The sequence below is a fragment of the Spartinivicinus marinus genome, assembly GCF_026309355.1.
Lineage (GTDB): Bacteria > Pseudomonadota > Gammaproteobacteria > Pseudomonadales > Zooshikellaceae > Spartinivicinus > Spartinivicinus marinus.
Genome location: NZ_JAPJZK010000001.1, coordinates 471,987 through 484,446 on the forward strand (window position 1 = coordinate 471,987; position 12,460 = coordinate 484,446).

The 12,460-nt window shown below is 40.5% G+C and carries 10 protein-coding genes; 3 read left to right on the top strand and 7 right to left on the bottom strand.

The genetic code is table 11. The features are described from left to right. Positions 1–3: 3 nt before the first annotated feature. The 3 genes from prsR to OQE68_RS02110 all read right to left on the bottom strand — a co-directional run bounded on the left by prsR (position 4) and on the right by OQE68_RS02110 (position 4,515). Positions 4–1,359, bottom strand: a complete 1,356-nt coding sequence (gene prsR / locus OQE68_RS02100; protein WP_180569713.1) for a PEP-CTERM-box response regulator transcription factor — start codon at positions 1,357–1,359, stop codon at positions 4–6. After that, positions 1,347–3,452, bottom strand: coding sequence for an XrtA/PEP-CTERM system histidine kinase PrsK (gene prsK / locus OQE68_RS02105; RefSeq protein WP_180569714.1), 2,106 nt, complete (start codon positions 3,450–3,452; stop codon positions 1,347–1,349). The genes prsR and prsK overlap by 13 nt, the downstream gene beginning before the upstream one ends. A 493-nt stretch (positions 3,453–3,945) precedes the next feature. Then, entirely contained in the window at positions 3,946–4,515 is a 570-nt protein-coding gene (locus OQE68_RS02110) for a nitroreductase family protein (protein ID WP_180569715.1), read from the bottom strand. Between the two features lie 143 nt (positions 4,516–4,658). Between OQE68_RS02110 and OQE68_RS02115 the strand changes: the two genes are divergently transcribed. Further along, positions 4,659–5,399, top strand: coding sequence for an endonuclease V (locus tag OQE68_RS02115; protein ID WP_180569716.1), 741 nt, complete (start codon positions 4,659–4,661; stop codon positions 5,397–5,399). A gap of 360 nt (positions 5,400–5,759) precedes the next feature. Beyond that, the gene (locus tag OQE68_RS02120; protein ID WP_180569717.1) at positions 5,760–7,127 is read left to right on the top strand and encodes an adenylate/guanylate cyclase domain-containing protein; all 1,368 of its coding nucleotides are present in this window, start codon (positions 5,760–5,762) and stop codon (positions 7,125–7,127) included. Positions 7,128–7,191: 64 nt separating this feature from the next. On the opposite strand, the gene OQE68_RS02125 is transcribed toward OQE68_RS02120, so the two are convergent. Then, the gene (locus OQE68_RS02125) at positions 7,192–7,968 is read right to left on the bottom strand and encodes an ABC transporter permease (protein ID WP_180569718.1); all 777 of its coding nucleotides are present in this window, start codon (positions 7,966–7,968) and stop codon (positions 7,192–7,194) included. 13 nt (positions 7,969–7,981) lie between these two features. Next, entirely contained in the window at positions 7,982–8,917 is a 936-nt protein-coding gene (locus OQE68_RS02130; RefSeq protein ID WP_180569719.1) for an ABC transporter ATP-binding protein, read from the bottom strand. Between the two features lie 240 nt (positions 8,918–9,157). On the opposite strand from OQE68_RS02130, the gene OQE68_RS02135 reads away from it, so the two are divergent. Next, on the top strand, positions 9,158–9,577 hold the full coding sequence (locus OQE68_RS02135; RefSeq protein ID WP_180569720.1) for a PA2817 family protein: 420 nt from the start codon (positions 9,158–9,160) through the stop codon (positions 9,575–9,577). 45 nt (positions 9,578–9,622) lie between these two features. Here the strand turns inward: OQE68_RS02135 and OQE68_RS02140 are convergent, their stop codons facing one another. Both OQE68_RS02140 and OQE68_RS02145 read right to left on the bottom strand, forming a co-directional pair. Beyond that, complete coding sequence (locus OQE68_RS02140; protein WP_180569721.1) at positions 9,623–10,438, bottom strand: alpha/beta fold hydrolase; 816 nt, start codon at positions 10,436–10,438, stop codon at positions 9,623–9,625. A 41-nt stretch (positions 10,439–10,479) separates the two neighbouring features. Continuing rightward, on the bottom strand, positions 10,480–12,282 hold the full coding sequence (locus tag OQE68_RS02145; RefSeq protein WP_219340107.1) for an alpha/beta fold hydrolase: 1,803 nt from the start codon (positions 12,280–12,282) through the stop codon (positions 10,480–10,482). Positions 12,283–12,460: the final 178 nt, after the last annotated feature.

A 12,460-nucleotide genomic window follows, 5' to 3' on the forward strand; every position in this document is an offset into this window, starting at 1 on the left:
GTCTTATTCCATTATTCCATATTTATGCATAAGTGAGTATAAAGTAGGTCTTGTAACGCCGAGTAAATCCGCCGTTTTAGAAATATTTTTATTGGTATAGCCAATAGCTCGATTAATAACTTCTTTTTCCGCTTTCTCCCTTACTTCTTTTAAATTAAACGGGAACTCATTCAGTTCAACATTTTCTAACTCAAGATCCTCAGCATTAATCATTTTGCCATCAGCCATCACCACTGCTCTTTTCAGGCGGTTTTCCAGCTCGCGGATATTTCCTGGCCAGTGGTAGCTAGAAATGGCATCTAGCGCATCATTGGTAAAGCCTTTTAAATTGCGTTTGTGCTGCTCATTAAAGCGCTGTAATAAATTACGAGCAATCACCACCGCATCACCATGCCGTTCCCGAAGCGGCGGTATTTTCAAGGTAATTTCACTGATTCGATAATATAAGTCTTCTCTAAATCGCCCCTCATCAATGAGCTTGGGTAAGTTTTGATGCGTTGCACAAATCACTCTTACATCAACGGGAATTTCTTCACGGCCACCGACCCTTTCAATGGTTCTTTCCTGCAAGAAACGCAATAGCTTTGCTTGTAATGACATGGGTAAATCCCCCACCTCATCTAAAAAGAAAGTGCCGTCTATCGCATATTCAATTTTTCCTTTGGTTTGTTTAACCGCGCCAGTAAATGCTCCCTTTTCATAGCCAAAAAGCTCGCTTTCTAAAAGGTTCTCTGGAATAGCTGCACAGTTAACGGCAACAAAATTATTTTTCTTTCTTTCACTTAAATTATGAATGGCACGGGCTAACACTTCCTTACCAGTACCACTTTCTCCCAATAGCAGCACACCCACATCCGTTGGTGCAATTTTTTCAATGCTTCGAGTAATTTTTTGCATGCTCTCACTACAAGCAATAATACCCGACAGAGGCTCTGCATTATATTTTTGCTGTAAGCGTTGATTTTCTTGTTCTAAAGCATGGACATGAAATGCTCTTTCAATGATTAGCCCCAACACATCAGTGTCAATGGGTTTTTGATAAAAATCATAAGCACCTAATGCAATAGACCGAATAGCATTTTCACGGTCATCATTACCAGTCACCACAATGACCTTTGTTTGAGGCGCCAAAGATAAAATTTGCTCAACGGTCTTCAAGCCTTCACTGGCATTTGCAGGGTCAGGTGGCAACCCCAAATCAACTGTTACCACTTGGGGTTCAGTGCGCCTGAGATGCTTAATCGCCTCTTCACGCGTACCACAGATAATAGTTTCATAACCCTCAAAGCACCACTTAAGTTGCTTTTGTAACCCCGGATCATCCTCAACAATAAGCAATGTCCGTTTTATATCTGACATGCTTGTTCTCCTTCAGTGCTTTTTGTTGCTTCATTGGGCAACCCCTGGTGTAACGGTAAACGAATCATAAACTCGGTTCCTTTGCCAGGTTCGCTGTTAACTGAAATTATGCCATCTTGAGACTCAATAAATTCTTTGGCATCAAACACACCAATGCCCATACCCGCATTTCCTTTAGTTGTATCAAAAGGTTTAAAAAGTCGTGTTTTAATAAACTCAGCATCCATTCCTACGCCATTATCAGTAATGCTAATAATGGCATTATCAGTATCTTGCCCTGCTGTTAATTTAACCCAGCCGCTATCTTCTGTTGCATCCTGAGCATTTTGAACTAAATGACCAAGCACCGATACCAGCTTAGCTCGATCAATGTTTAATGAAATCGTTTGATCTGAGTTGACCAGCATCACTTGTGGTGTATACCCCGATTGCTGCCTAGCTACTTCTGCAATAATTGTATTTAAATCTACTATTGATTTATTTTTAGTGGGTATTTTCCCTTTACGTAACTGCTCTAGCATCCGATTCATTTTAGCCACAGCATTAGTTAGCGTTTCTAGGGCATCATCAATAAATTCAGGGTTATGCTTGTGTTTAGATGCATTAGTAACAATCAATGATAGTTGAGCCACGACATTTTTTAAGTCATGTACTACAAACGCAGACAGCCGGTTATATGCTTCAAACTGTCGTGCATTCGCCAGCTCTTCACTGGCATCTATTAACGCTAAATAATTCGTTAGTTGATAGCCAATCATTTTTAATAAATCATGCTCTTCCCAGTTTATTGTTCGCTTTGCTCGTGGTTTAGCTAATACAATAAAACCAAATAAATCATCGTGATTGATTAAGGGTACTATTAGCCAGTTATCTTCGTTCTGGGTAAACCAATCAGGAAACGCAACCCCATCATAAAGCGACTGGTTAGCATCATATTCAGTCTTGTTAATCACCCATTTTTTCACCATAAGAAAGCGGACTAACTCCGACTCTCGGGTTTCTTGCCAATGATCAGAAAAACGCATATTCCAACCATAAACTGGCTGAAACACAGACTTTTTATCTTTGCACCATAATACACCCGCCGGACTATCTACCGTGTCAGCCATGACTTTAATGCAACGTTGTTGTAGTGGCTCTGTGGCATCAATAGAAACCAGCGCATTATTTAAACGCATCCACTCATCACGATAGTCGTATTTAAAATGAAAGAAGTGTTTATTTATTAAGACTTTAAATTTTGCACGAATTTGCGCAGAAAATAACAGAACAAAAAAGCCAACAAGCGCAGAAGTGATAAAAACAGCTAAAAAAACTTCGCTCCATTCACCTCCAAAATCCCTGATGTAATAACCTGCAATCGCCATTACCAACAGGTAACCACCTGTAATCACTAATACAGATGTTCTATAAATAACTCGTCGGGAAACAAATACGTCCACAGCCCATTTTGGATTACGGGTAGCAGACAATGCGATGAGTGGTACAATCAAAGCATCAACCAAGCCTCTGGCATTCCACATTACCAGGTTAATATGGCTGTAAAGTAATGCTTCAGCATAAAGAATAAAGTCAAAGGCAAAGGCAACTGTTAGTCCTAGATATAAGTGCTTAACTGCCCAGCGCTTATCAACTTGGGTATTTCGGTATAGTTGTTCAATCAGAAATAAGCTAATAATAGCCAATAACAAATGACTAATAATACGTAGATCTGAAGCACTTTGTTGCTGCACTAAGGACAAGAAGTCTGAGTCCACCTCTAACCAAACTAATAAAGCAACAGCCACTAACAGAGCGGGGCGTCCTACCGCAATAATTTTACTGCCTGCTAAAGCTGTATAACCTAACAACTTTAATAAAAACCAACACCAAAGTAGTGCCCTCACTGCTTCTACAGGAAGCACATCAGCAAGAAAGACAGTTTCATCCCAACTGGCATAGGCAGCAATACCAGCCCATATCGACATACCCGCTGTTGCCAGTACCAGCCAACCACCAACAGTTCCTTCTTTTAGCCGGGTACAAAGCAAGAAAGTAAGGGCAAGGTAGGCAGTGGCGGCAATGCTATAGCTGACGAAGCCTACTGAATCCATAGCTACTTCCTGTTGTAATCAAGTGGCAAACACCACTTTTCATATGTGATTCCTTAATAGCGACCAGTGTAGTGGAAAATGTGTAAGCAGGTCTTATCGTAGAAGTGAAATACAAGCTAAATCCTCTCCCCTTGCTTAAACACAGCGGCAGTCAATCAGTTGTGTCTTTATTATTTAAAGAGGCTACTGCCAAACTGTGATTAAGCTCCTTATTCACAAGTGTATGAGCTAATAGTTAAACTGTCGACAAAATTTACAGGTTTAGGCTATCTTATTGAAATAACTAATATTATTTAGTCTAACAACGGAGTATATGAATTTCTGTGATTGTCTTATGAAAAAAGTCATGAAAACCCAACGAGAGCAATATTTTTATGTCGGTTAACTCACAGCAGTCCTTTGCACGAATTATATCCATAGTCAATCATATATTTAAGAAGCTAGCCCTACCATCAGCAAGGAGCCTGTCTATCAAATAAGACTTATTACTGTGTTATTTTTTATTTAAAGGCCAGTTTTGTACAAAATCTGTCAAATTTAATTCAGGTACTCGTTTAATCGAGCCTTGTGGTGTACCCACATATAAAAAGCCCGCAAGCAACTCGTCTGTACCAATGCCTAGCCCAGCTTTAACATGAGCATGATAAGCCATCGCGCCTGTTCGCCACATAGCTCCCAGCTTCATGCCATGACAAGCTAGCAACATATTTTGAGTCGCTGCGCCAGTTGACAGGACTTGCTCCACTTCGGGGACTTTTGGGTGTGACTTTGGGCTACAAATCACCACAATAATCATGGGTGCACGCAACGGCATTCCTAAATATTTGTTCAACGCTTCTTCACTTAAGTCAGGCTGATCTTGTTTAGCGGCATCAGCAAACAGTTGCCCTAACCTCTCTAGCCCTACCCCAACTATCGTTAAAAAGCGCCATGGTTTTAGCATGGCATGATCAGGTGCTCTTAAAGCCGCCTGAAAAATAGCCGCTAACTGTTCTTCTGAAGGCCCAGGCTCAACTAATCTAGGCTTTGAGACTCTGTTATGTAGTGCAGTTAAGATTTCCATTAATATTCACTTATCAGTAATAAAATAGATTTACAGGAAAGGAATTTTATAAACACGCTTCCATTAGTTCTATACTCAGGTTACGATTAGAAGAGACTGGTATTAAATAGTTCGAACATATATCTTTAACCAATTATTAACATATGAAGATACATCAGCTGCATCCATGGAATATCTCACCCGCTGAGGCTGAGTCTATTCAAAAGTGCCTGCGTGCCTGGATTGTCACTGATGACCAGTTTACTCATATCCAGTATGTCGCCAGAGCACAAGTAGAAATCAACTTAGACCAAGACTATTCCACCGCTCATATCACTTTGCTAAGGCTCCCTGACCATAGGGTAATTGAGCGACATAGCGCAACAGAAAAACTGACCTTTCCTAATCAAAATGGCTTAATCTCGTTTAGAAAAGCACCAGTGTTACTCAAGGCCTTGGCTAGTTTAAAAGTGAATCCTGACCTGATTCTATGCGATGGCCGAGGCTTAATTCCCCCCGACCGATTTGGTCTTGCCAGCCATATTGGGTTATTGACAAATACCCCTTCCATTGGAATCCGCTCAATCCCCCATATGCCAGTGCATCACAAGCTTTCACGGAAAAGGGGAACCTGGATACCTCTAAAAACCCATCAACAAGCTCATAGCGCAATTTTACGTTTACATGAAGATTATCCACCTGTTTATATCTCAGTAGGACACAGGCTAAACTTAGAAACTGCTTTAAAATACACCTTATTAACACTACCTCGCGACTTAAATGATCCAAAGTTATTCAGCTTGGTTTCTCCAGAGCCTTTTGAAGAACAGGCTAATGAAGTCAGTAGTAAGCTCAAGCCTGTTATTACTCATATTAATAATGAACAACATCTAACTATCATATAGTGATCAACATATAGCGACCATCAGCTCCCCATCATTGCGCACTAAAGCTATCTGAGCTAAAGATCTCAACATTTATTAATATAACTGACGCTTGCAATCCATAATCCAGCCGCCTTCCGCTATTCTTGTAATAATCTAAAGGTAATTGGGCTCCCTTATGCCGCTATGCAGCAGGGTAAAGCTCAACACAAAATATTGAGCAAAAACTAAAAAATACTATCAGCTATTTCACACTGTATATTGCAGAAAGGTAGTGGCAAAGGTTAAGATTGGTTCCTAACCTCTTGAATTAAAAGCATAATTGATAACAGCCACACCAATTGCTTGTTGTCGATATTGAAGAACAGGCCATTAACGTAGATGAGTGCAGTAACTAATAACCCCTTGATCAGGGACTACAATGTTCGCATCCTGGCTTATCTTGCAGGTGCTGTAACCATCGCATCTGGCTCCTATACCGGGCACTTAGCCCATAGCATTCTCTGGGTAATCCCTTATGCTTTACTTTACCCACACATCACATACCTTATTTGCCAACGATTTTTCCATTTTGCAAACAAAGCAAGCCGACGAACACTTCATTATTTAGACACAATTAATACTGGCATAATCATTGGGTTAATGGGGTTTTCAGCAGTCCCCACGATCTTGTTTATATTAATGCTGGAGTTTAGCACCATTGCATTTAGTGGCAGGCAAACGCTATCGACAACTAACTTATTTCTCATTGCCAGTGCTATGGCAGGTTATATACTAGGCGGGGGCCAGCTGGCAGGGCCAACTCCAACACTCATGGCTGTTGCAGCAGGCATCAGTAGTGGTGTTTATATTTTATATATTGCTTACCAATTTCATCATACCGGGGAGCAACTTAGAACCAGCAAAAAAGAAGTACAACTGCAAAAAGAAAAATCACTACAGCTAGCCAACAACTTATGTAAATACGTCTCGCCTCAGGTATATGAGATGATCTTTTCTGGCAGGCATAAGGCCAGACTAGAAACTCAACGTAAAAAGCTATCGGTATTTTTTTCTGATATAAAAGGTTTCACTGAATTGACGGAAGAAATGGAAGCCGAAGCACTCACCGACTTGCTCAATAACTACCTGACCGAAATGTCTAATATTGCCCTCAAATATGGTGGCACTATTGATAAATTTGTGGGTGATAGCATCATGGTGTTTTTTGGCGACCCAACCAGTCAGGGAGCCAAAAAAGATGCTATGTCAGCAGTATCAATGGCCATTGCCATGCGTAAGCATATGAAAGTATTACGTCAGCAATGGCGTAGCCAAGGCATTAGCAAACCACTGGAAATCAGAATGGGGGTTAATACCGGCTATTGTACAGTGGGCAACTTTGGTGCAGAGTCTAGAATGGATTACACCATCATTGGTAAAGAGGTTAACCTTGCCAGTCGTTTAGAAGGCAGTGCTGAGCCTAATGAGATATTAATTTCTTACGAAACCTACTCGTTAATCAAAGATATCATCATGTGCCGAGATAAAGGCAATATTAGTGTTAAGGGGTTTTCTCGGCCTATTGCTATTTATCAAGTTGTTGATTTTCGTCGTGACCTGGGAGCCACACAAAGCTTTATTGAACATGAGCTTGAAGGTTTCTCAATGTATCTGGATACAGCTAATGTCCAGCGCTATGACAAAGAAAAAATTATTGCAGCCTTACAAGATGCAGCCAAAAAACTACGAGATAAAGTCATTATTTAGTATCAAACCAGCCTGAACTTCTTCCACGCTACAGCAATATTCAGGCTAGGTCCTATCAATCACTTTAGTGCAACAGTCCTTTGCCTTTATTTAGCAGTCTTAAGCTATACACAGTCAGCAATATACTAAAGAAAACCAACATACCAATGGAAAACAGGATATTAATACCATCGGCATATCCTAATAAGCCATAGCGAAATGTATTCACCATATACAGTATAGGGTTAGCATGCGATAGGTGACGCCAAAGCTCAGGTAATACCTCTACTGAATAAAATACGCCACCTAAGTAAGTCAAAGGTGTTAACACAAAGGTAGGGATAATCGAAATATCATCAAACTTATCAGCGTAAATTGCGTTAATAAAACCACCCAGTGAAAAAACAATGGCTGTTAATAACACAGCTATCACCGTCACTCCAATATTCACTATTTGTAAATCAGCAAAACCCAGTGATAACAAGGTAACGACTAAACCAACTAACAAACCTCTGGTCACCCCTCCTGCTACAAAACCTGCTAATATGACCCAGTTAGGGATTGGTGCTACCAACATTTCCTCAACACTTTTTTGAAATTTATTACTAAAAAATGATGAAGATACATTGCTGTATGCATTAGTAATAACCGACATCATCACTAAACCTGGCACGACATATTCCATATAGGAAAAACCACCCATCTCCCCTACTCGAGAACCAATGATGCTGCCAAAAATCACAAAATACAGCACCATCGTAATCGCTGGTGGTAATAAAGTTTGCGGCCAGATTCGGAGGAAACGACGTACCTCTTTATAATAAATAGTTTGAAATGCAATCCAAATATGCTGCCAATACATAACTCATTCTTCCTTATTTACTGCTGCCATTACCAGCTTCTACCAAAGACACAAACAATTCTTCTAGCCGATTGGCTTTATTTCGCATACTGGTCACATCAATTTGCTGCTGAGATAACTGGGAAAATAACGGATTAAGCCCCTGGCTTTTTTCAACCTGTACTTCCAGCGTATGGTCATCGACTAATTTCATAAGGTAGCCATTAACCTCTGGTAGTTCATTAATCGCTTGGCGAGTATCCAGAATAAAGGTTTCTAAATGAAGCTGTCTCAATAGCGATTTCATACTGGTATTTTCAACCAGACTACCTTTGTCAATAATGGCAATATTTCGACAAAGTTGTTCTGCCTCTTCTAAGTAATGAGTGGTTAAAATAATAGTAATCCCCTTATTTTTATTAATATCCGTTAAAAATTCCCACATAGAGCGGCGCAACTCAATATCGACCCCCGCCGTTGGCTCATCCAGAATCAATAGATTAGGTTCGTGGATTAAGGCTCGCGCAATCATTAGCCGCCGCTTCATTCCTCCCGATAGCATTCTTGCGGGTACATCACGTTTATCCCAAATACCTAGCTGCTTTAAATAGTGTTCAGCCTGAGCTTTTGCCTGTTGTGGCTGCATTCCATAATAGCCACCTTGAGTCACCAAAATATCCTTGGTTTTTTCAAACTGATTAAAGTTAAACTCTTGTGGTACAACGCCTAATTGCTTTTTTGCCAGATAACGCTGCTGAGCTAAGTTGTAACCAAAGATTGAGACATCACCTGCCGTTTTATTGATCAATGAGGAAATTATACCGATAGTAGTGGATTTGCCTGCTCCATTAGGCCCTAGCAAAGCAAAGAAGTCGCCTTGCTCAACCGTTAAATTAATACCTTTTAAGGCTTCATGGCCATTGTCATAGGTTTTATGTAAGTTGCTTATTTCAAGTGCTAATGACTTCATGCAATTTAACCCATAAGTAAGTCTGACTAGACTTGATGCAGATACCTCCTTAGACACCAATACTGGGTCAAGAAAAATCAACATCAGAGCTAAGGTGTAATCAACTACTTATTAGCAGCTGATTGTCCAACAAGATAGGTAAGAGGTTCTGATAATTTATACATTTTAATAGTGATAACAGGCTCTAAATCGGCTACCCTTTCTCCTTTAATTGAGGTTCATCATTAGAAATCCAAGCCTATGTCAACAACACCATCATTAGAAGCCCTATTTAATCAACTTGCCAATGGGATTAAACAAGCCAGTTCCGAAGTCAATCAAGAAACATTGACCAATTGGATAAACCGCTGCCAAGAACTGGCCGAGTGTTTCAAACAAGGTGATGAAGCCGCCTATCAACAAGGGCAAGATACTGTATGTCAGCTGATCAATTACTGGCCACAACTGACACACCTTATTTCCAGAGACTTATTATGGTTACTTGGTGGGGAATGTTTACACTTTATGCCTGAAGAAGAGATTGCTGTTTATCAACAACTGGAAGAACTGCAGGCTTCAGCAGAAGCTGCCAATCAATCTTTTGATTGGCAAGAGACCAAACAACTACTAAACACACAAAAGACAAACTCACAAGTAACAACCAACAAACAGTTTCATTAGTACAACATATACTGTATCAGCAGACATACCCATAAATCTGCAGAGCTAGTGATAGTCACAAAAATTAAGCACCAGTTCTGCAGTTTGTTTTGGCTGAACTATCGGGAAAAAATGGTCACCTGCCAATAACTTTAAGTCAGCGTTAGCCATTAGCCTTGCCATCAGCTTCATATTGATGGCAGGTACAACCATGTCATTGTCACCCGCTAATAACAAAGTGTCATTTCTCACTTTACTTAACCATAAAAAGCTGGTCCAACCATAGCCTGTCAATAGCTGGTACGAAAACCCCCGAAGTCCCTGTGAAGGAGGCTTTTCAGGCAAACTCTCATGGCGACTGTAGTTATTAATTAAGGCTCCTCTGACTGCCTGACGAAAATATTTTTTAGGCTGCCATGCCATTTTCAACAACTCAGAAACATGGCCTGGCACAGCAACTACTCCCATCGTGGTAGCAGCTAAAACCAGTTTACGGCAACGTCGACTGAAATCATGAACAAACTGTTGTGCCAATGCTCCACCCCATGAGTACCCCATAACATTGACTTGCCCATAATTGAGTTTATTAAGAAGCTTTACCGTTAACTCTGATAAACCGGCAAACCGATAAGGCACTAGTGGCGCTGGTGACCCTCCTGATCCAGGAACATCAAAGGCAATAATCTCTACACCGGTTAACTCGTCAGCTAAAGGCTGTAAAAACTCCACACTACCACCAATACCATTTAATAGAAGCAAAGGGGGTTTATTTTGAAGGCTGCCCGGGCGAATGGCCACACGCAATTGTTGCCCGGCGACTTCCTGGTATTGAATATCAAAGTCAGGATATCTAGCCCATTTCTTTTCAGCTGCTTTACTCATTGACTGTATACTCATGAAGCCTGGTTACTCATGAATCTTATTTATTCATGAACATAAGTGCCTGGAGCAATATCCGTTGGAGGGTATAAACTACTACCGATTTTTTTGGGTGCTTCTAACTGCTCACCCGATCTTACTTTTATCCAGCCTGCCCAGTGATCCCACCAACTACCACGATGCTTGGATGCTGTTTTGCGCCACTCTTCAGCCCGTTGCGGGTGGCTGTTGTTAGTATAATAAAATGATTTTGGGTTACCTGGTGGATTTAAAATACACTGCACATGACCACTATTACTTAATATGAAGTCACAATGTCCTTCAAAGAGTAACGTTGATCGATAGCAGGCTTCCCACGCGGTAATATGATCATTCAACCCAGCCACTGCATATAAGTCACATTCCACCTGGCTTAAATCAATTGGCTCATTACAAATTTTTAATAAGCCTGGATGATGAAATGGGTTTTCTTCATACATATCTAGAAATTGTCCATGCAGTTCTGCAGGAAGTCGAGTGGTATCATTATTCCAATAAAGCACATCATAGGCTGGTGGAGGATAACCTAATAAGTAATTATTAACCCAGTAGTTCCAAACCAAATCATTGGGGCGCATCCAGGCAAACACTTTCGCTAAATCCCGCCCTTCTAAAACCCCCTTACGATGAGAGTAACTCTTAGCCTGTGCCAATGAACGCTCCGTAGCAAATAAAGCGACATCTGAGTCAATATTCATATCCAGCACACTAACCATCAAGGTTAATACATTTACCTTGGTTTTTGCCGCTGCCTGTAAATACCCCACCAGCGTGGCTGCGGTAATACCACCAGAACAAGCGCCTAGCACATTAACATTGTTAGCACCGGTAATTTCGCAGGTAGCATCAATGGCATCTTCCAAAGCAATAATATAAGTTTCTAACCCCCAATCACGATGTTCAATATTCGGATTACGCCAGCTACACACAAAAACTTGAATACCTAAACTCAGCGCATAATGAATAAAGCTTTTATCTGGTGTTAAGTCAAAAATATAAAATTTGTTAATTTGAGGAGGAATAATAAATAAAGGTCTGCTATAAACTTGCGGGGTAATAGGCTTATATTGAATGAGTTCCAGTACTTCATTACGAAATACCACTGAACCGGGTGTGGTAGCAAGATTTTCTCCTACACTAAATGCACGTTTGTTTACCTGTGCAGGCATTCCACCATTATGCAACCAATCATCCAACAAATTGACTAGCCCCTGTTGAACACTCTCTCCAGCCGTTTCAAAAATTCGTTTAATAGCTGCAGGGTTTAATAATGAATTAGTGGGCGCCAATGCTTCCGTTATCAGTGATAAAATGAACCTAGAACGACGTTGCTCAGCATCTTCAAATCCGACTTGTTCAGTCCATTCAAACAGTCGATTACACCAGGCAAAGTAAAGCTGCATATAACGTTTATAAAATGGGTTATCAAACCAGGTGGGATCATTAAAACGTTTGTCTTGCTTGGTTGGTTTTAAGTCAGAATTACCTAGCAAGACCTGTACAGCATCACCTAATAATTGCCAGCTTTGGTATAAGGCTAGTTGAGGGTGTTTAACAACCTGTTTACCCATGACCATTAACGTATCAGTAATATCTTTGGTATGAATACCAATAATGGGATTGGGGCCTGCCATATTTTCAAAATCAATATAAGCATCAGCAATGCCATCCACATCTCGGCCAATAATCTTTGCCAGCTGTTTACGGCATCGGCGTGCGGCTGCTACATCTTCCTCTTCCAATTGTTCGATAGCTAAGCCAATTTCTTTAATTCGTTGCGAAATATCCTTAGCAGCAACTGTTTCCATGAATAACCTTTTATACCGAGCAGCTTGTACTGGACCATTAATTCTTAGCAGTCAGTAATTGCTAAATAAATTAATAAAGCCAGACCGATGAGTTAACTCGTCACTAACCTTAAAAGTACAGTCTTTAAAGCTCAATTTAACTGCTTTACTAACAACTGAACCTATCTCCCTTCGGTTA

Bases quoted from the DNA above. Each gene is read 5' to 3' on its own strand.
- prsR (WP_180569713.1), bottom strand. From the start codon at position 1,359: ATGTCAGATATAAAACGGACATTGCTTATTGTTGAGGATGATCCGGGG.
- prsK (WP_180569714.1), bottom strand. From the start codon at position 3,452: ATGGATTCAGTAGGCTTCGTCAGCTATAGCATTGCCGCCACTGCCTAC.
- OQE68_RS02110 (WP_180569715.1), bottom strand. From the start codon at position 4,515: ATGGAAATCTTAACTGCACTACATAACAGAGTCTCAAAGCCTAGATTA.
- OQE68_RS02115 (WP_180569716.1), top strand. From the start codon at position 4,659: ATGAAGATACATCAGCTGCATCCATGGAATATCTCACCCGCTGAGGCT.
- OQE68_RS02120 (WP_180569717.1), top strand. From the start codon at position 5,760: ATGAGTGCAGTAACTAATAACCCCTTGATCAGGGACTACAATGTTCGC.
- OQE68_RS02125 (WP_180569718.1), bottom strand. From the start codon at position 7,968: ATGTATTGGCAGCATATTTGGATTGCATTTCAAACTATTTATTATAAA.
- OQE68_RS02130 (WP_180569719.1), bottom strand. From the start codon at position 8,917: ATGAAGTCATTAGCACTTGAAATAAGCAACTTACATAAAACCTATGAC.
- OQE68_RS02135 (WP_180569720.1), top strand. From the start codon at position 9,158: ATGTCAACAACACCATCATTAGAAGCCCTATTTAATCAACTTGCCAAT.
- OQE68_RS02140 (WP_180569721.1), bottom strand. From the start codon at position 10,438: ATGAGTAAAGCAGCTGAAAAGAAATGGGCTAGATATCCTGACTTTGAT.
- OQE68_RS02145 (WP_219340107.1), bottom strand. From the start codon at position 12,282: ATGGAAACAGTTGCTGCTAAGGATATTTCGCAACGAATTAAAGAAATT.